16 protein-coding genes are annotated in these 19,039 nt (G+C 46.4%); 9 read left to right on the top strand and 7 right to left on the bottom strand.

What is annotated here, in order from left to right:
- The first annotated feature begins 225 nt into the window (after nt 1-225).
- Nucleotides 226-1,410 carry an alkaline phosphatase family protein gene (locus B3K91_RS09985; protein WP_214078591.1) on the top strand — a complete coding sequence of 395 codons (1,185 nt, stop codon included), beginning with the start codon at nt 226-228 and terminating at the stop codon, nt 1,408-1,410.
- Here B3K91_RS09985 and tsaB read toward each other — a convergent pair.
- The 5 genes from tsaB to hrcA are packed head-to-tail and all read right to left on the bottom strand — an operon-like array spanning nt 1,407 to nt 5,757.
- Nucleotides 1,407-2,066 (bottom strand): tRNA (adenosine(37)-N6)-threonylcarbamoyltransferase complex dimerization subunit type 1 TsaB, encoded by a 660-nt coding sequence (gene tsaB / locus B3K91_RS09980; RefSeq protein ID WP_214078590.1) that lies wholly within the window; start codon nt 2,064-2,066, stop codon nt 1,407-1,409. The genes B3K91_RS09985 and tsaB overlap by 4 nt on opposite strands.
- 9 nt (nt 2,067-2,075) lie before the next feature.
- Complete coding sequence (locus tag B3K91_RS09975; protein WP_214078589.1) at nt 2,076-2,933, bottom strand: YitT family protein; 858 nt, start codon at nt 2,931-2,933, stop codon at nt 2,076-2,078.
- Nucleotide 2,934: 1 nt separating this feature from the next.
- A complete protein-coding gene (dnaJ, locus tag B3K91_RS09970) occupies nt 2,935-4,062 on the bottom strand; it encodes a molecular chaperone DnaJ (RefSeq protein ID WP_292594953.1) in 1,128 nt (375 codons plus the stop codon).
- 21 nt (nt 4,063-4,083) lie between these two features.
- The gene (locus B3K91_RS09965) at nt 4,084-4,701 is read right to left on the bottom strand and encodes a nucleotide exchange factor GrpE (RefSeq protein WP_214060918.1); all 618 of its coding nucleotides are present in this window, start codon (nt 4,699-4,701) and stop codon (nt 4,084-4,086) included.
- A 12-nt stretch (nt 4,702-4,713) separates the two neighbouring features.
- Entirely contained in the window at nt 4,714-5,757 is a 1,044-nt protein-coding gene (gene hrcA / locus B3K91_RS09960) for a heat-inducible transcriptional repressor HrcA (protein ID WP_214060917.1), read from the bottom strand.
- A gap of 107 nt (nt 5,758-5,864) precedes the next feature.
- Between hrcA and B3K91_RS09955 the strand changes: the two genes are divergently transcribed.
- The 7 genes from B3K91_RS09955 to murC are packed head-to-tail and all read left to right on the top strand — an operon-like array spanning nt 5,865 to nt 14,443.
- Nucleotides 5,865-7,361, top strand: coding sequence for a UDP-N-acetylmuramoyl-L-alanyl-D-glutamate--2,6-diaminopimelate ligase (locus B3K91_RS09955; protein ID WP_214078587.1), 1,497 nt, complete (start codon nt 5,865-5,867; stop codon nt 7,359-7,361).
- Nucleotides 7,358-8,683 carry a UDP-N-acetylmuramoyl-tripeptide--D-alanyl-D-alanine ligase gene (locus B3K91_RS09950; RefSeq protein WP_214078586.1) on the top strand — a complete coding sequence of 442 codons (1,326 nt, stop codon included), beginning with the start codon at nt 7,358-7,360 and terminating at the stop codon, nt 8,681-8,683. Before B3K91_RS09955 ends, B3K91_RS09950 begins: the two co-directional genes overlap by 4 nt.
- On the top strand, nt 8,676-9,602 hold the full coding sequence (locus B3K91_RS09945) for a phospho-N-acetylmuramoyl-pentapeptide-transferase (protein ID WP_214078585.1): 927 nt from the start codon (nt 8,676-8,678) through the stop codon (nt 9,600-9,602). The genes B3K91_RS09950 and B3K91_RS09945 overlap by 8 nt, the downstream gene beginning before the upstream one ends.
- Nucleotides 9,603-10,934 (top strand): UDP-N-acetylmuramoyl-L-alanine--D-glutamate ligase, encoded by a 1,332-nt coding sequence (gene murD, locus B3K91_RS09940; protein WP_292588787.1) that lies wholly within the window; start codon nt 9,603-9,605, stop codon nt 10,932-10,934.
- 2 nt (nt 10,935-10,936) lie between these two features.
- The gene (locus B3K91_RS09935) at nt 10,937-12,046 is read left to right on the top strand and encodes an FtsW/RodA/SpoVE family cell cycle protein (protein ID WP_214078583.1); all 1,110 of its coding nucleotides are present in this window, start codon (nt 10,937-10,939) and stop codon (nt 12,044-12,046) included.
- Nucleotides 12,033-13,103 (top strand): UDP-N-acetylglucosamine--N-acetylmuramyl-(pentapeptide) pyrophosphoryl-undecaprenol N-acetylglucosamine transferase, encoded by a 1,071-nt coding sequence (locus tag B3K91_RS09930; RefSeq protein WP_214078582.1) that lies wholly within the window; start codon nt 12,033-12,035, stop codon nt 13,101-13,103. The genes B3K91_RS09935 and B3K91_RS09930 overlap by 14 nt, the downstream gene beginning before the upstream one ends.
- Nucleotides 13,100-14,443, top strand: coding sequence for a UDP-N-acetylmuramate--L-alanine ligase (gene murC, locus B3K91_RS09925; RefSeq protein WP_214078581.1), 1,344 nt, complete (start codon nt 13,100-13,102; stop codon nt 14,441-14,443). The genes B3K91_RS09930 and murC overlap by 4 nt, the downstream gene beginning before the upstream one ends.
- Here murC and B3K91_RS09920 read toward each other — a convergent pair.
- Entirely contained in the window at nt 14,421-16,199 is a 1,779-nt protein-coding gene (locus B3K91_RS09920; protein WP_214078580.1) for a radical SAM protein, read from the bottom strand. The two genes, murC and B3K91_RS09920, sit on opposite strands and share 23 nt — an antisense overlap.
- A complete protein-coding gene (locus B3K91_RS09915) occupies nt 16,199-17,197 on the bottom strand; it encodes a M42 family metallopeptidase (protein ID WP_214059808.1) in 999 nt (332 codons plus the stop codon). The genes B3K91_RS09920 and B3K91_RS09915 overlap by 1 nt, the downstream gene beginning before the upstream one ends.
- 223 nt (nt 17,198-17,420) lie before the next feature.
- On the opposite strand from B3K91_RS09915, the gene B3K91_RS09910 reads away from it, so the two are divergent.
- Nucleotides 17,421-19,028: an acyl-CoA mutase large subunit family protein gene (locus B3K91_RS09910; RefSeq protein WP_300980180.1), complete on the top strand. Its 1,608-nt coding sequence runs from the start codon at nt 17,421-17,423 to the stop codon at nt 19,026-19,028.
- Nucleotides 19,029-19,039 lie beyond the last annotated feature (11 nt).

The raw sequence follows: 19,039 nt of genomic DNA, 5'->3' as shown, positions 1-19,039 counted from the left end.
CTAGTTAATTTTCAGGAGCCCGTCCCTAAGCAACCGGGATCGGGCCCCTGAATTTTGAAGGTCGTGAGTATTTCGAACAGTGAATGTTGGGAGCGGAAAGACCTATGTCATATATAATTGAAGAGAAAGGATTCAGTAAAGTTTTTTCTCACTCTGTTCGAGTGTAGATACTAGTAAGATAGGAATCTGTCGCGCTCAAGATTGTCCAGATGGAAGGTGTTGCAGATGGAGTTCGTTTATCCCAATTACGACAGAGGTTCAATAGTAAACCTATCAGCTGCCATTCTGAAGCACTTCGATGCTGAGATACCTTCAGGGGTGAAGGAGTATTGCTTCTCAGAGCACGGAATTAGCATCGATGGAATAGATAAGCTAGTGGTATTCATAATCGATGCTGTTGGCTATTATAACTTGATGAAGGTTCTTGAGAAAAGCAGTTTCAAACACTTCTCTGTCGAAGATGTAAGAAGTCTGACTTCTGTCTTCCCTTCAACCACTTCCAGTGCTCTCACTTCGTTGTTCACGGCCACAACGCCTGGAGAGCACGGAGTACTCGGGTATCTTCTCAATATTCCAGAGTACGGCGGACTAGTGAATATGATCGAGTTGACTCCCTATACTCAGGATAGGGACAATCTCACCAGATTGGGCTTTGACCCCCTTAAGTACAATCAAAATCCAACTATCTTCGAATCGCTGAAGGAAGCTGGCGTAAGAGGTTATCATCTCACATCCAAGAGTTTCGTGAACACAGGACTGACGAGAATGCATTCTCGCGGAGGCACAGCCAGGGGTGTTCATGGATTGGGAGATATGTTCGAGGAACTCAATACCATCCTTGCTGCGGATGAATCCGAAAGTCTGACGGTTGTCTACTGGGGTCTTATCGATACTTACGGTCACAAGTACGGTCCAAACTCCCTGTCGTATATTTCGGAGACCGCAATACTGTTCTCCGCAATTGAAAAGTTTTTCGAAGAGAGGGTGCAACAAGACACGGCATTATTGATCACTGCCGATCACGGTCAAATCGAAACCCCTTGGGAGCAAGAGATCTGGTGGTCAAAGTTCGACGATATCTTCGATGAGATGTACTCCATGCCGGGAGGTGAACAGCGCATGTCCTACATATATTCTCTCGATAAAGAAAAAACAAGAAAGAAGATGGAAGAGCTTTTTGGAGACTCTATTGAGATCATAGAGCCATCCCATCTTGATGAAATAAAGCTCTTCGGCAGGCCTCTGAGCAATTCTTTCAGGAAGAGGATAGGTGAGCTCATTACCGTATCCAAGGACGACTCATCATTGTGTTTCAAATACACAGGTCAGGAACACTCGCTCAAAGGAAGGCACGGAGGTTTGACGAAGGAGGAAATGAACGTCCCTCTAATACTTCTGAGAAGGGATTAGTGGCTTTTTTCAGTCTTTCTATTCTCCCAGTTTATTTCGGCGATTGACTTCTGCAAGTATATCGGTTTAAGGTCAGAATAACGTATGAACTCTCCTGCAGCAAACTTCTCAACTGCGATTTCTCTCATCGCTGAGGGGTCCTGATGTCTCACTTCACTGCAATCAAATCTTTCGAAGGCCTGTTCTATCTCACCGTCAAAGAAGAGTTTCGTCCCTGACAAGTCGATCGCGGAGACTAACTCGGCGGTACTACTGAACTCAGTTTCTCTGACCGGCACTCTCTCTCTGTATTCTCTCCAGTAATAGTGTCCCTCTCTTCCGCGTCTCAGGACAATGAATCTCTCATCATCGATCGAGCTTGCCAGTACATCAAGAGAGTTAAAAGGAACTACGCGGATATTATACGGAAAGGCGATACCTTTGGCTGTTGCAATGCCTACTCTCAAACCCGTAAGGGAACCGGGACCAACACCGACCCCGATGAAGTCGAGTTTCGGGACCTCAATCTTGAGATTCTCTATCGCCTGCTCTACCATTACGGCTAACAAAGAGCCAAATTTGTCGATTTCTCGAGCCTTTATCTCCATCTCTCCCCTGCCATTACATGCCGAGAGAAGAAGAGTTCTAGAAGAAGTATCGAAAACTATATACTTCATCGCATCTCCTCAGCTGAGATTCTTGAAGCCTTCACCGAAGACCTCGGCATTGTTCACAATTATCACAAAAGCTCGTTTGTCTGTGGCCTTCACTATATGCCTTAACTGCCCAATCTCTCTTCTTCTTATTGATACCATCAAAACAGGTCTATCTTCTCCGGAAAAGCCGCCCGTCGCCTTAATCATCGTCGTGCCACGCTCCATTTCCTCAATAATTCTCTTCTTTATTGAATCACTTTCCACGCTAATAATAAAAGCCGTTCTTGTGTTGCCGATACCCTCGATTATCCCATCTATTGTCTTGCTTGTAGTGAAAATCGTTATTATTCCGTACATTGCTGCGATAGGTCCGAATACGACAATGGCAAGCATTGTGATTAGTGAATCGCTTATTAACAGACCCGTTCCTGTGCTGAAATTCAGATACTTTGAGAAGATCATAGCAAGTATATCTGTTCCTCCAGTGGAAGCACCGCGCCACAACACCAAGCCCATGCCGGCACCAGCAATAACGCCACCGTAGATTGCCACCAGCAGAAACCCGTCTTGTGTAGAAGAAGCATCGAAAATCGGGAAGTGCAGCTTCTGAAGAAGATCAACCGTTATGGACATCAGTACCGCCGAGTAGATCGACTTTATTCCAAAACCTACTCCCAGAATCACGAATGCGATAATAAACAGAGCTAGGTTATAAACGAACATCTGAGCTCCGACCCAGAAACCGAAGACCCTGTAGATAATTATTGCAAGCCCACTTACGCCGCCGGCGATAATGTTGTTCGGAATCATAAACGAAACAATTGAAACAGCAGTCAGTATAGAACCGACCGTAATCAGGAAGTAGTCAGCGAATACCTTCCTATTCACTTCACTCTGCGACCCTTGAGTTTTTCAGTTTTGCGATTTGCTGTAGGAGCTTCTTCTCTTTGCTTGAAGGCTTGCTAATATTCACCCTCACCGTTACGAGAAGATCTCCACGCCTATTGCCGGAAACACTAGGAACACCAAGGTTTTTCATCCTGAATACCGTGTTTGGACTAGTTCCCGCCGGGATCCTAAGGGTCTCCGTACCTCCTTCGGGAAGGGGTATCTCAACCGTGGTGCCTAGTGCGCTTTCAACATAGTCTATCTCCTTGGTAATATACAGATCGTTTCCACTACGTCTGAACTCCGAAGGCATTTCGACTCTTACACTTACGTAAAGGTCTCCGTACGGACCTCCATTCTGCCCTGAATTCCCGTGACCGCCAATTCTAAGAGTTGCTCCATTCTCAACTCCTGCAGGTATCGCAACGCTCACCTGGTGTCTCTCCTTCACGTAGCCTCTGCCGCTGCACTGACCGCAGCGCTTATCGATTATCCTTCCCGTTCCGTTGCAGGTATTGCAGGCATGAGTGTTGCTGAACATCCCAAAGAAAGATCTATGCTCCTCTTTCACATAACCGCTTCCATTGCAGGTAGGACATGTCTTGAAACTCGTGCCGTCTTCGGCACCCGTTCCTTTACACTTGTGACAGACCTTATTCCTGTCATACTCAAGTATCACTTTCTTTCCAAGTATTACGTCTTTCAAATCTATGGCAACCGAAGCATGAATGTCCTCTCCCCTAACCGCTCTTGGACCCTGGGATCTGGAACTCGTACCTGACCTGCTCCCTCCAAAGAAGACATCGAAGACATCCTGAAAATCGCCGAACATATCGTCGAAGTTTCCTCCAGCGCTTCCAGGAGTTCTTCCAGAACCACGGCTATAGGAGGAAGGATCTCCCACATATCCGAAGCGGTCGAACATCGCACGCTTTTCTTTGTCGGACAAGACCTCATAGGCCTCCTGAATCTCTTTAAATTTCGCTTCGGCATCCTTCTTGTCTGCACCTTTGTAAGCATCAGGATGCCATTCCTTGACGAGTCTTCTGTAAGCCTTCCTTATATCTTCATCAGACGCATTTCGTGAGACTCCTAGAATCTCATAATAGTCTTTTCTTGATTGAGCCATCTACATCACCACCGAATGCTCTTATTCAGACTCGGAAGAGTTGTTTATGGCAACAACGACTCTTGCAGGTTTGAGAACCTTGCCGTTAAGATAGTATCCATGTTCGACGACATCATGAATCGCCATATCGGGAACATCGTTTGAAGTAATCGTCTCTTCAACTTCATGAGCGAAAGGATCAAAGGGCCTGCCCACCTCGGGGATTATCGGGGATAGCCCTTCGTCGAACATGAGCTTTTCAATGGATTTATGAATAAGCCTGACACCAGAAATGAACCCTTTCCTGGTCCCTTCTGCGTTTCGCAGAGCGCGACCAAGATTATCATAGATTTCTATGATTCTAAGGATCATCCTCTCTTTGTATCTTTTTGTAACCTCCTCCGACTCACGAATAAGAGCATTTCTATAGTTGATGAATTCCGATCTCAGCCTGGAGTTTTCATCTTTGAGAACCCTTATTTCATTCTTAAGACTCTCCACTTCATCTATTTCAAGCTCCTTTTCTTGTTTTTGTACGTCTTCCAACTTAGTTTCTTCCTCTTTTACTTCTTCCGACACATTTGGTTCATTCTCTTCTTGTATCGAGCCACCCTTTTTCTCTAGATCCTCGAGATTCTTGGTGTTCTTGTCCTCCAACATAGTTCACTCCTCCTATCTATTCGAAAAAACCTCTGACAATCTGTTAATTGAGAAGTCGAGATAGGCATTTACCTTCTCATAGTAAGTCAGCTTAGGCGAGATAACGAATACACTACCAATCTTCTCATCGTTTCTGGAATAGGGAGATACAAATACTGCAAAGTTTCTGAGCTCCTCTCTGCCCACTTCCTCACCTATGAAAACCCTTTGATCATAAACATCGCCAAAGGAGTTAAGCAATATCTCAAGATTTCTCGGATTCTCAACCGATCTTACGAGTCCGGAAATATCGGCAGAGTCCAGAAGATCGTTTGAAATTATGAACTCCAGGCCATATTTGTAGTACTTCTCTTCGTTCTCCTTATCAAAGATACTCTGAAGGAAATTTATTATGTCTTGCAATCTCCTATCATGCCACTGATCGTACCTCAGTTCAACGTCTCTTATTCCCTTTCTTATTTCCCCGATTGTCTTTCCTACGACTGCCATGTTCACGTACTTCTGGAAGCTGTCTATATCGAATTCACTAGCTCCAAGGAAGACTGTCGTATTTAAACTGACTCCAAGATCGGTTACAATGGATACATTAAGATAACCCTCGGTTATCTTCGAGATCGAAACGCTGTTCACCAGCAGTCTGTCAAACTTCGGCTTCTCAATGACCACAAAACCCGATACAGCACGTGCCAGAATTCTGGTCATTCCCTGAAGAAGATGCTCAACATCACCTACAGTGCTGGTCTGTCTTATTGCAATTGCTACATTGCTTTCTTGAAGATCCTCGGTGATCGTTTTCACTGAATCGAGATAGAACCTTAAGCCCTTGTCGGTCAAAATCCTGCCTGCTGAAGTATGAGGCTGATAGATGTAACCTAAAAACTCCAGCTTTCGCATGTCGTTTCTTACCGTCGCAGAACTATACTTAAGGTTAGAGTGCTCCAGAACCTGCTTTGAACTCACAGGTCTTCCAGAAGCTATGTATTCTCTCGAAATACAATAAAGCACTCTTATCTGCCTTGGATTCAATTCTGGACCACCTGTACGTTTTTTTGACACCTAGCACTCCCTCCCATAGACTGCTAATAAATGTTACCATATGCCGCCTCTGTTGTCAACTTCAGAGACCGATGATACAATCTATAAGAGCGAAAGGGGTGTGATCAATGAGGTTATCTCAGGTCATAGAACTCCTCGGTAACAGTGTTCTTCAGGTTGTGAATCCCGGCAATACAGATCCGGAATTTGATCATATCGAGAGTGACTCACGTGTTCTTAGAGAGAGAAACCTCTTTGTATGCATTAAGGGTTCGAGCTTTGATTCACACCTGGTAGTGAGGGAGCTTCAGAGAAGGGGCGCAGTCGCTCTGATAGCGGAGCTGCCGATTGAAGACGAGGAAGTCGTCGTTCCGATTGTTTACGTGAAGAGTTCTCGTCTTGTTGAAGCACTACTTACCATGGAGGAGTACAGCCATCCTTACAGAAAACTCACTACTATCGGTGTAACTGGCACAAACGGGAAAACAACAATTACAACTCTCATCTATCACGTTCTCTCTTCCTTTGAGAGAAAGGCATCTTTAATCGGCACCGTTAGAAATGTGGTTGGCGAGAGCGTTTACTCAAATCCAAAGAACACCACTCCGGGACCTGTAGAACTCGCTAAGCTTCTCCAACTGTCGGCGGAGAAGAAGAGCGAATACTTCATTATGGAGGTCTCATCACACTCTCTTTCGATGAACAGGGTCGAAGGTATGCGTTTCGATGTCGGGATAATCAGCAATGTTACGAGAGATCATCTAGATTTCCACCCAACTTTCGATGATTACTATAGATCAAAGATGAGACTGTTCTCGTTGTTGAAGACAAATGGAATCGCCATTGTAAATGGAGACAAGATAAACATTGCAGATATCCATATAGCTAGAAACAGAATAACAACCTACGGATTTGGCGATGAATCAGATTACAGAATCGAGAATCTCGATATATCGAGGACGGGGATGGACTTCACCATACAGACTCCATACGGTTCTTCCCATAGAATATATTCGAGATTGATCGGCGAACATAATGCTTACAATATTGCAGCAGCAGTAGCAACTCTAAACTCACTGAATTACGACCTCGACCACATCGCTAAAGCCATTTCTTCCTTTGGAGGGGTACCGGGGCGATTCGAGTTTGTTGAGGAGGCTACCAAATATGGCTTCGATGTGGTAATAGACTTTGCCCATACGCCAGATGCTCTCGAGAAGCTTCTTAAGACAGCGAGAAGACTGACTCCCGGAAGAGTAATCCTGGTATTTGGTGCTGGCGGGTCGGCCGATAAGGGGAAGCGACCGCTGATGGCAGAAGTATCTTCGAAGTTCAGCGATGTGGTTATACTCACTTCTGACGATCCGAAACTCGATGATCCCACCGAGATTCTTAGCGATCTCGAGAGCGGGGTAGACAAGTTCAAACCTTATCTCGTCATTCCCGATAGACGGGAAGCTATATCAGTTGCTCTCACCCTAGCAAACCGCCAGGATATGGTCTTGATAGCAGGACGTGGTCACGAAGACTTCCAGATTCTGCGTGACAGGAAGATCCCCTTCAACGACAAACAGGTCGTAAAAGATATTCTAGAAAGTAAGTTTCGGAGGCACATCAAGAAGTGATTCCAACATCGGTAATTGAAGAACTCTTGAGTTACTCGGAAGATAGTCGAATTGCTCTCGATTCCAGAAAGGTGTCTGCCGGAGACGTCTTCGTCGCGATAAAGGGAGATATAGCCGATGGAAATGATTTCGTTGAAGACGCATTATCTGCTGGCGCGACTCGCGTTTTTTCGAACAGACCGTGCGCGGATCCTAGAGTGATTACGGTTCATGATACGGTTGAGCTTCTTATGGAAGCGGCTAAGGAAGTCATGTCGCGCTCGCACCTCAAGAGCAGAATAGCGATAACCGGCTCCAACGGAAAGACCACGACGAAGGAAATCACAGCCTTTCTTCTTTCACAGCTTGGAAAGACCTTCAAAACGGCCGGCAATCTCAACACAGAGATAGGCTTGCCTCTCTCCTTACTTGAAAACAGGAGGGAGCTGCTATCGGCTAAATATGGGGTTTTTGAACTAGGTACCAATGCCAAAGGAGACATAAGAAAACTTGTGGATCTTGTTGAACCGAATCTTTGCGTTCTTCTAAATGTCGGCACGGCACACGTTGGAAACTTTGGAGGAATCGATGAACTGCTTGAAGAGAAGTTGTCAATCTTCGAATCAGGAAAGCTCTCTAGAGCTGTTTTGGGCGGAACCGACGAAAGATTGAGGAAATTCGCCGCCGATATGCCTGTTGAAACTCGTCTCTTTGGAAGGCATGACGCAGACTTTTCCATAGTAGACTTCTCTTACGACAGTGGCGAGACTTTGCTTCATTTCGACTGCGAAGGCGATAGATTCGTCCGACTTAAAGGTATCTGGAGTCTTGGACAGTTGATGGATCTGGGGGCCGCTTACCTAGTGGCTAACTTTGAAGGCCTCGAAGAACCTTCAATCTTCCTGAGCGATTACAAGTCTCCATTCAGAGATCGTTTCAGCGTCGAACACCTTCATGGAATAACTCTGATCAGCGATTTCTACAACAGCAGCCTCGAATCTTGGGAGTCGGCAATTGTCTCTATAGAGAAGCTCAGTCACTCCCGAAAAATCGCTGTAGCCGGCTCTATACTGGAGCAGGGCGAAGAAGAAGCTAATACTCACGAAAAGCTTGGCAGATTGCTGGGGAAGTTCGATATGACGATTCTTTTCAATCACGACAAAGCGATTGAGGCTGCATCGAAGTATGTAGAACCCTCGCTAATTACTGACAGTGTTGAACAGTTAGCCGAATGGCTATTCGAGAACGTAAGAAAAGGGGACCTGGTTTTTCTCAAGGCTTCAAGGGCAGTAGCCCTGGAAAGAGTGCACAAAGCGTTTGTCGAGATGATGAGAAATGTATAGGGAAGCCCTTTCCTTTCTCCTGGCATTTCTGCTGGCAGCTATTGTCATTGAGCCTTTCAAGAGATATCAAAGGAAGAAGAAAATAGGTCAGTACATTCGAGAAGAAGGACCGGACCTCCATAATTATAAAACGGGAACACCAACCGCCGCCGGAATTGTCTTTCTTCCTATTGCTCTTGCAATTTCCGTCATATTTGCCTTTAGGATAGAGGTTTTGCTGGTTGTTCTTGCCGGCGTTTTATTTGGCCTGATAGGTCTCGTGGACGATGTCTCTAAGATCGTTAAGAAGAACGCATCCGGTTTGAGTGGCAAGAAGAAGTTGTTGCTCCAATTGGCTTTTGCATCAGCCATAGTCTTGCTCATTCAGCTTATCAATCCCCATACTCACATGGCGGTTCCACTTTTAGGAGAGATAGATTTTGGCCTCGCCTACTATCCAATATCGACCGTGGTAATTGCTGGAATGAGCAATGCAGTTAACCTTGCTGACGGGGTAGACGGGCTGGCAGGTTCTATGTACATATTCTCGCTCGCTCCTATGATGCTTCTTCCAGTTTGGCAGAATGGGATAATCGCACCGATTTGCGGTGCACTGGCAGGATTTCTGTGGCACAACTGGTTTCCCGCCACGGTTTTTATGGGCGACACAGGGTCGATTTCTCTCGGAGCAATGATAGCCGTGATGTTCGCATTGGACGGACGGGAAGGCTTCCTTCTCTTCTTCGGTATGATGTTCCTCGTAGAGATGTTTAGCGTGATTATTCAGGTGTTTTCATTCAAAGTCTTCGGGAAGAGAGTGTTCAGAATGTCTCCAATACATCATCACTTCGAACTGCTCAATTGGAAGGAAAGCAAAATCGCTTTCAGGTTTTCATTGATCGCTTTTATTGGTGCAGTCTTCGGTCTGCTCTCATGGTAGGTGAATAGTTTGCTTGAAGGAAGAATCGGTCTTGTGGGATTTGGCGTCTCAAATCAGGCGCTTCTGAGAAGGTTATTAGAAGATAAAGATCCTCTCTCTTTGTTCGTCTCCGACAACGGTAATATTGGGGATGAAGGAAAGAGAATACTGAAAGAGAATCTTGTGGAGTATGAAGAAGGCGGACATACGGAGAGACTGTTCAGCTGCGATACTTTCGTGGTTTCACCCGGTATATCGCCCTTTTCCGATGTCGGCAAAAGGATAATTGACTCTGGAAAGCTCTTCACTACAGAACTCGAAATCTCCCTTGACCGACTGTGGTCAAAACCAAGAGGGACGGTCATTGGCGTAACCGGAACAAATGGAAAGTCGACAACCGTAACGATGCTGAATCACATTATCTCCGGAAAGAATAAGAAGGTCTTTCAGGGCGGGAACCTCGGAAACCCTCTTGCAGGAGTGAAAGACGACTTTGATTACTATATTCTGGAGGTGAGCTCCTTTCAGCTAAGATGGTTTGCGGAGGAAAAAATACGGTTCCACCTGTCCGCTATAATAAACCTAGGAGAGGACCATCTAGACTATCACAGGAGCATTGACGATTACTTCAAGTCGAAGTTGAGAATTGCAAGAATGACTGAAGGTTTCACTCTACTGCCGAAGGCAGTAGTCGACAGTCAAAAGGAGAATCTTGCCGACTGCAAGCTCATGCCTTTCTCTACTTCCTGCGAAGCAGACAACTGCTTCGACAGGGAACATTTAGTGGTAGCCGGAGTGCCGTTTGAGACTTCATCCCTTCCGTTCACCGGACTGCACAACTATGAAAATTCTCTTGTAGTTCTCATGATCTCACGACTCATTGGGCTGTCTGCAGAAGATGTTTTTGAAGAGCTGAGAAGCTATTCATTTCTCTCCCATAGACTTCAGCTGGTAAGAGAGTTTGAAGGAGTGAAGTACTACGACGATTCGAAGGCGACCAACGCCCACGCAGTCAGTGCCGCTCTCAGGAATTTCGAACTGTCGAAAACAATTCTGATTCTCGGGGGTCAGGAGAAGGATGAGACGTACATCGAGTTGATCGAACAGCTTGGTCAACTTAAGCACGTAGTAATGCTGGGAACCTCAATGAAGATATTATCTGCTAAACTTCAAATGAGAGGAATACCGTTATGCATTGCAGGAAACATGGCAGAAGCAGTTGGTATTTGCAGAAGGTTAGCACTCTCAGGCGATAGCGTAGTACTGAGTCCGGCCGGTTCAAGCTTTGATCTTTACAAGAACTATGCAGAAAGAGGAAATCATTTCAGAGAGATAGTCAGTGCATTGGAGTAGTCATGAAGAGAACTTATCTGTTACTGGCACTGTATAGTAGCGTCTTTATTATCTTTGGATTTGTGTTCATTTACAGTGCCGGAATAAGTATGGAGGCAAGACATCCGGGAGTGACTGCTTCGGAGTTCCTTGAGAGGCAGCTGATAGCTTTTGCAATAGGTCTGGCCGGCGCGTTGATAATCATCTACATGAAAGGCTCCTGGCATTTTAAGAGGGCCTTCACGGTTTATTACCCGCTTACACTTATACTGCTTGTCGCAGTTCTCTTCTTTCCCGATAGGGGCGGCTCAAACAGGTGGATGGAAATCGGAAGTTTCTCGCTTCAAATTTCGGAATTTTCGAAGATCTCCTTGCTGATAGTTCTAGCTAGATACTTCGGAGGGTTGAAGAAAAGGAACTTGGTGACGACGTTCTTGATTCCGCTGGGAATCCTTGCGCCAATCGCTATGCTCGTGTTTATAGAACCCGACCTCTCCACAACTGGGATACTGGTTGCGATCACTCTTGTTATGATGATAATCGGAGGAATAAAGCTGCGCTATATTGCGCTTGCGTTGATCTTTGTGGTTATACTGGTGCTTGTTCTCTACAGCGGAGGGTTTATAGAGGATTATCAGATTCAAAGAATAACCTCTTTCCTTAGTTCGATTACCGGTGAGGAACATGAGCAGGTCTCATATTCGCTGATGGCGATTTCATCCGGGGGCCTCACCGGAAAAGGGTTGGGAATGGGGCTTGTCAAGTATTACCTGCCGGTTAGCTACTCCGACTTCATATTCGCCGTCATTGGAGAGGAACTTGGCCTGTTAGGTCTTCTCTTGCTGATGTTCGCATATGTGGGGTTCATAAGGGAATTAATAGTTGCTGGCTTGAAGGGCTCCACTGCTCTCGAGGGGAAGCTTTACATAGTTGGGTTTGCACTATACGTGATGATTCAGGCTACAATCAATATTGCAGTCAATCTCGGACTCTTTCCTCCAACAGGTGTCACGCTTCCATTCGTTAGCGCGGGCGGTTCCTCGATAATGTCTCTGATGATAGGATACGGTCTTGTCTTCTCTATACTAATAGAGTCTAACGAAGAAAGGGAAAGAGAAGATGAAGAAGCTTAGGGTAGCTTTCTGCGGGGGAGGCACTGGCGGCCACTACTATCCCGCCGTTGCCATTTTGCATGAGCTTAGCAAATCTAGAGAGCTCGATCTGCTGTATTTCACAGTCTCAGGAAAGATCGACGACAGGAACGTCGAACAGGACTTCCCCGGGGCTAAGAGAGTACCTCTTAGGCTGACAGGCCTGAGAAGGCCACTCTACAATCCGGCAAATGCCGGAATACTTTTCTCCCACTTCAATACTGAACGCTACGTGAAGAGGCAGCTAAGCGAATTCTCTCCTGAATTTCTTTTCTCAACGGGAGGCTATGTATCCTACCCAGTTGTGAAGGCCGCTCATCAACTTGAGATACCGGTTTTTATTCACGAACAAAACTCCGTAGTCGGAATCGCAAACAAGAGGCTAGCCAAGTACGCAAGGCTCTTCTTCATCTCTTTTGAGGAAAGCAGGCAGGCTCTTGATATTCCCCAAGAGAAGATCGTGTCTTCGGGAAACCCGGTAAGGGAAGCAAGAGCCTCGAGAAGCGAAGTCTTCAAGAAATTCAGTCTTTCAGAGAAAAGTCCACTCATTGTCGTATTAGGTGGAAGTCTTGGATCAGAGACCATAAACAAGGTATTTGAGGAGCTTTACTGTGGAATGAGAGAGAGAAAGAAGGAATTGTCCTTTGTTCACTCGACAGGTAACGATGAGACGGCTTTCTCACTACGAAGATTTCCATTTGTACGTCCTTACGCTTATATAGAGAACCTTACAGATGTAATAGCCTGTGCGGATCTTGTCGTGTCAAGAGGTGGGGCAACCACTATCGCAGAGCTACAGTATTTCGGAAGAAAGGGTATAATTATTCCGTGGCCCGGCGCATCTGAAAATCACCAGTTTCATAACGCGCTCTCTCTGGAAAGAGTTGGACTGGGTTATGTTATACTGGAAGAGAAATTGACCTCCGCAGCTTTGGGCATTGCAATAGACGAAATGTTGCAAAAGGAAATCAGTTACAAACCTCCAAGAAGACCAGTTGAGATTGTGTTGGATAATATACTCCGGGAGGAATCGATTTGAAATATCACTTTATTGGCATTGGCGGAATTGGCATGAGCGCTCTGGCAATGCACTTAGCATCTGAGGGTAACCAGGTTAACGGATCGAACTATGAAGAGAATGAAAGAGTAGATTACCTTCGGTCGAAGGGCGTGAGTGTTTTCATTGGTCATTCCTATGAAAACCTTGAAAGTCCTGATATCGTTGTAAGAACAACGGCTATAAAACAGGGCAATCCGGAACTGGTCAAGGCGATTTCGAAGAGTATTCCAACAATATATCGAATGGAGCTGCTTAAAAGCCTTCTTTCAAGAAACACCTCTCTCTGCGTAACGGGAACCGACGGGAAGACTACCACTACCGCTATGGTATCCAAAATACTTGTCGACTCGGGAAGGGACCCCACCGTCTTTTTGGGGGGAATCAACCCTCTCTTGAACGATGGGAACTACAGAAAAGGAAATGGTATTACAGTTACTGAGCTAGACGAAAGCGATGGCTTCTTTGCTTCCTTCAAGCCGGACTATGCGATTATCACCAACGTTCGGGGCGACCATCTCGAACACTATGATAATTCATTTGACAATCTCAAAAGCCACTTCAGATACTTTTCCAGAGGTGTCCGTAAGTTGCTCGTGACAAATGCCGATGACCCCGTCTCCGAAAGGATATTCAAGGGAAGTCTCACTTTCGGGAGAGACAGAGGGCATTATCGCTTTTCGGATAGGATAACAGGAATAATGAATCAGACTTTCAGATGCTGGAAAGGCGATACTGATCTCGGCATTTTCAAACTGATGATCCCGGGCGAGTACAACGCTTACAACGCCACAGCAGCCGTTGCCCTAACTCATGAAATGGGAGTCCCAATTGAGTCGATCCGAAGCTCTGTAGAGTCTTACAGATCTGTCGACAGAAGGTTCACATTCAGAGGTCTCGATGATTTCAGGAACCTTTTTTTCTTTGACGACTACGCACATACTCCAGATGAAATAAGCAGCACAATTAGAGGTGCTCGAGAATTCTTCCCCGGGAAGAACGTTGTCGTCGTCTTCCAACCTCATAGATACTCCAGACTGGTCAGAGAAAACGGTCGTTTCGCAATGTCACTCAAGGAGGCTAGTGAAGTCTGTGTTTACAAGCTCTACGAAGCTTATGAGAAGGGGGAGTATGCGATAGATGAGACCGAAGTTCTGAAGGGTCTCAGCAGCTACGGAGTTCCGGCGGTCCATGCGGTAAACTACACCGAGATACTCGAATGGCTAGAAAAGAAGAGAGACGCAGTAGTACTCTTCCTTGGAGCGGGCGACATCACAGAGGCATCAAAAATGAGCGCTCTCAAACTCTGTGAAGCACATTAGCAACGTTTAGGGTTTGGCAAACGGCACAACCGGTACAATGTGCCCATCTGCAATCGTCTGTAGTTTCTCCTCTCAGTGCTTTCTCGAATTCATCAATGAGAAACTGTTTCGAAATACCAACTGAAATGTGTTCCCAGGGAAGATCCTCTTCAAGGGTGAATCCTTTCATATAACTTTCAACATCTATTCCAGCATCTGCAAAGGCCTGCTGCCACAATGAGGCATCGAACTCTTCATTCCATTCATCGAAGATTGCTCCCGATCTGTAAGCCCTAAATACTGCTTCACCGACCTTTCTGTCTCCTCTGCTGAGAACTCCCTCGACCGTACTGCTGGAAGGATCATGGCTGCTGAACTGGATTCCTCTTCCGGAAACCCTTCTGAGAATACGAAGTTTTCTCTCTGCTTCCTCTCCGTTTATCTGTTTAGAGAACTGGAACGGAGTATGTGGCTTTGGAATAAAGATAGCCGCAGAAACTGAGACCTCTCTGAAACCGACCGCTTTAACACGTCTCGCGAGCCTAACAATCTCCTGTAAATCTTCATCTGTTTCTGTGGGAAGCCCTATCATGAAATACAGCTTCACTCTCTGCCAGCCGCTGTCTTTTGCCGCTTTCACTGCAGACATAAGATCGTCTTCCGAAACGTTCTTGTTAATCACGTTTCTCAGTCTTTGAGAACCGGCTTCGGGGGCGAAAGTCAAACCCGTCTTCCTTATCGAAGCAATCTTTGAAGCTATCTCAACTCCAAAGGAGTCTATCCTGGTGCTGGGCAAGGAAAGTGCAACTCTCTCGGGTTCGAGCAAAGGAAGAACCTCTTCTGTCAGAACATCGATCGAGGAGTAATCCATAGTGGACAACGAGAGAAAAGAAACTTCTTCATAACCTGTAGCTCCCAGGACTCTCTCCACAGATTTTTTGAGTTCCTCTACAGCTCGCTCTCTGACAGGTCTATAGATCATACCTGCCTGGCAGAATCTACAGCCCCGATTACAGCCTCGCATTACCTCCATAACAGCCCTGTCGTGTACAGTTTTCATATAAGGGACGATGGGCTTGCCGTCAATCTCATAGCTGGATAGGTCGGAAATCACGGCCTTGACTACCTCTTTCTTCCCCAGCGAGGGAACATAGACCCCCTCAATCTCAGACAGAATTCTGAGGAGCTCTCCCCTTCTCGCCGATATAAGCAAGTCGATATTCTCCTTCACTGCCTTGCAGACAACAGGAGTTACGGCCTCTCCGTCTCCAATAACAAAGGCATCGAAGTAGTCTGCCATTGGCTCGGGGTTTGTCGAACACGGTCCGCCTCCAAGTACTATCGGCTCGATCGTTCTCTCTTTCTGAAGAACGGGAATACCTGCAAGATCTAGAAGAGCGAGGACGTTGGTGTAACCGAGTTCATATTGAAGAGTCAGACCGAGTATATCGAAATCTGAAGCCGGGGTATAAGTCTCTAGAGAGTACAGAGGAACTCCTGCGCTCCTCATCTGGTCGATCATGTCTTTCCATGGAAGGTAAGTTCTCTCCGCAAGAAAACCCTCGATTTCGTTGAGCTCCTTATATAATATCTTAAGCCCCAAGTGAGACATTCCAACTTCGTATGTATCTGGAAAAGCAAGAAGGATTCTCAGCCTGCCTTCGGGATTCTTCACTACGCGATTGAGCTCCTTGCCGATATACCGGCTTGGTTTTCCGACTCTGTGGAGGACTCCTGAGGAAACGAGCCACTTCCTGATAGACTCAGAACCGATCATCAGACTGTGAGCTCTGTGGAAAGAAGAAACATCAATCTCAGTAGATTGTCGTAATCCTCGATCGAAATGTACTCCGTCTCTGAATGTAAGTACCTAACGGCAAGCGCCAGGGGAACCATTTTGATTCCCTTCTGCTGGAAGGGAATCCCATCGGTGCCGCCTCCGGTTACCCCGACCTGGAGAGGTATCTCCTTCTCCTTCGCAAATTCCATCAAACGCTTTCCGAGACCGTAATCTCCCAGAGAGGAGGTGTCAGACATCCTGAGTACGGCCCCGTTCCCCGGTCTTACATTACCCGTAAGTCTTGAACAGCAGGCAAAGGAATCAACGGGAAAGAATAGGTTGGGCCTCAAGCGTTCTGAAAGGGCTCTAGATCCAATCAACCCAATCTCTTCCTGAACAGTCCAGGCAAGCACTATCCTTCTATTTAGGTTAACCTCAGAAAGCATATCTAACAGATCGAGGAGAGCAAGACAACCGGATCTATCGTCCAAAGACCTTACGGATACGTACTTGTCGTTGAGAATAGAGATCTGTTTTCTGAAAACGGCATAGTCGAGTACTTCTATTCCTAGATTCTCGGTTTCCTCTTTTGATGAGGTTCCCACATCTATCACGAGACTCTGCCAGGAAAGGTCTGGCTTCTCCCGAAGGTGTGGAGGCGTCATCCCGATTACACCATCTATCGACTCACCTGAAGATGTTATCACGTCCAGGTGTCTGCCGACGAGAAGTTCGTCTGCTATCCCACCGATCTTCTTGAAGTTGAGAGTCCCATCGTCATTAACGCCGGTCACAAGCAGGCCTATCTCATCCATGTGGGCGGCAAAAGCGATAATCGTATCCCCGCTGCCGACCTCAACAATTACGTTCCCGAGATCGTCGATCGAAGTCTCCACACCTTCGGGAATCATCTCGATTATCTTGGCTCGAATCATCTCTTCTCGTCCGGTCATGCCGGGAACAAAAACAACGTCCGTCAATCTATCTAAATTCATGAAGCCACCTCCTCACCAATTATAGCCTAAGGCCGTGAGTATAGGAAGTTTGACTCACAAAGACGTTCAGGACGGTTATAATCGTAAATGGTAGCGTTTGACTGCAAACGATAATTGATCTATCTTCAAGTCAACATATACGGACTTCATGAATGGAGGAGATTTTGTGAGCAATTGCGAGAGACTTCAGAAACTCAAAGACGAGTGGCAGAAGAAGAAAGTGATGCCTCTTCTCAAGAAATTCCCCGAAAGGAAGAAGGAGTTCAGGACTTCCTTCGATCAGAAGGTTGAGATTCTGTACACACCACCTGAGAAGGAAGAATACGAAGAGAAGGTTGGTTTTCCTGGTCAATATCCTTTCACCCGGGGAGTTCAGCCGACGATGTATCGGGGCCGTCTATGGACGATGAGACAGTATGCAGGGTTTGGGACTGCCGAAGAATCCAACAGAAGGTACAGATACCTCCTATCTCAGGGACAGACAGGGCTTTCCGTTGCCTTCGACCTCCCCACCCAAATCGGCTACGACTCGGATGATCCGATGTCCGAAGGAGAGGTCGGAAGGGTTGGAGTTGCGATAGATTCCCTGGAGGATATGGAGACGCTGTTTGATGGAATCCCCCTCGAAAAGGTCAGCACATCCATGACAATAAACTCCACCGCTGCGATTCTCCTTGCGATGTACATAGCCGTGGGCGAAAAACAGGGTGTCGAAGCCTCGAAGCTTACCGGCACGATCCAGAACGACATTCTGAAGGAGTACATAGCAAGAGGAACTTATATTTTTCCGCCCGATTCATCTATGAGACTTATTACAGATATCTTTGAGTACTGCTCCAAGAACCTCCCAGATTTCAACACAATAAGTATCAGCGGGTACCACATAAGAGAGGCCGGAGCAAATTCCGTTCAGGAGATCGCTTTCACTCTTGCTGACGGAATAGCATACGTTCAGGCAGCAACAGAGGCCGGCCTTGACCCCAACGTTTTTGGGAAGAGACTCTCGTTCTTCTTCAACTCCCACAACGGTTTCCTCGAAGAGATAGCCAAGTTCAGAGCCGCAAGAAGACTGTGGGCTAAGATAATGAAAGAGAGGTTCGGCGTGACTGATGAAAAGGCAATGATGCTGAGATTCCATACTCAGACCGGTGGTTCGACGCTTACGGCGCAGCAACCAATGAATAACATAGTAAGGGTCGCATTTCAAGCTCTGGCTGCTGTACTTGGAGGAACACAGTCGCTTCACACGAACTCTTTTGATGAAGCTCTTGGCCTTCCAACGGAGGATTCAGTCACTATCGCCTTGAGAACACAGCAAATAATCGCCGCTGAAACAGGTGTTACGGACACAGTCGATCCATTGGGTGGAGCTTACTTCATTGAAGAGCTTACAAACACAATGGAAGAGAAGGCTCTTGACTACATTCAGAAGATCGACGATCTGGGGGGAATGGTCGAGGCCGTCAGAGCGGGCTTTGTGCAGAAGGAAATCCTCGACAGCGCCTACAGATATCAGGTTGCGATCGAAAACAAGGATCACATTGTTGTAGGTCTTAATGAATTTGCCGCCGATGAGGAACAAGAGAGAGACATCTTGAGACTTGACCCGGCTATAGAAGACCTGCAAAGAAAGAAACTCGAGGAGCTGAGAAAGAAGCGGGATGGCGGCGAAGTCCGGAACCATCTTGAGAAACTCAAGAAAGCAGCTCAGGGAAGCGATAACCTCATGCCCATAATAATCGATGCGGTAAGAGCATATGCAACTCTGGGAGAAATCGCAAACGCTCTTAGAGAAATCTTCGGTGAATACACCGAAGCCGTGATTCTTTAGAGAGAGGTGAA

The organism is Mesotoga sp. UBA5847 (genome assembly GCF_002432735.1).
In the GTDB taxonomy this organism is placed as follows: Bacteria; Thermotogota; Thermotogae; order Petrotogales; family Kosmotogaceae; genus Mesotoga.
The sequence above is the reverse complement of the archived record's forward strand: the minus strand, read 5'-3'. Positions and strand labels throughout refer to the sequence as shown.

Excerpts from the sequence above, each read along its gene's own strand:
- tsaB (WP_214078590.1), bottom strand. The coding sequence starts at position 2,066 with ATGAAGTATATAGTTTTCGATACTTCTTCTAGAACTCTTCTTCTCTCG.
- B3K91_RS09985 (WP_214078591.1), top strand. The coding sequence starts at position 226 with ATGGAGTTCGTTTATCCCAATTACGACAGAGGTTCAATAGTAAACCTA.
- dnaJ (WP_292594953.1), bottom strand. The coding sequence starts at position 4,062 with ATGGCTCAATCAAGAAAAGACTATTATGAGATTCTAGGAGTCTCACGA.
- B3K91_RS09965 (WP_214060918.1), bottom strand. The coding sequence starts at position 4,701 with ATGTTGGAGGACAAGAACACCAAGAATCTCGAGGATCTAGAGAAAAAG.
- B3K91_RS09930 (WP_214078582.1), top strand. The coding sequence starts at position 12,033 with ATGAAGAAGCTTAGGGTAGCTTTCTGCGGGGGAGGCACTGGCGGCCAC.
- B3K91_RS09945 (WP_214078585.1), top strand. The coding sequence starts at position 8,676 with ATGTATAGGGAAGCCCTTTCCTTTCTCCTGGCATTTCTGCTGGCAGCT.
- B3K91_RS09955 (WP_214078587.1), top strand. The coding sequence starts at position 5,865 with ATGAGGTTATCTCAGGTCATAGAACTCCTCGGTAACAGTGTTCTTCAG.
- B3K91_RS09920 (WP_214078580.1), bottom strand. The coding sequence starts at position 16,199 with ATGATCGGTTCTGAGTCTATCAGGAAGTGGCTCGTTTCCTCAGGAGTC.
- B3K91_RS09935 (WP_214078583.1), top strand. The coding sequence starts at position 10,937 with ATGAAGAGAACTTATCTGTTACTGGCACTGTATAGTAGCGTCTTTATT.
- B3K91_RS09910 (WP_300980180.1), top strand. The coding sequence starts at position 17,421 with ATGCCTCTTCTCAAGAAATTCCCCGAAAGGAAGAAGGAGTTCAGGACT.
- B3K91_RS09915 (WP_214059808.1), bottom strand. The coding sequence starts at position 17,197 with ATGAATTTAGATAGATTGACGGACGTTGTTTTTGTTCCCGGCATGACC.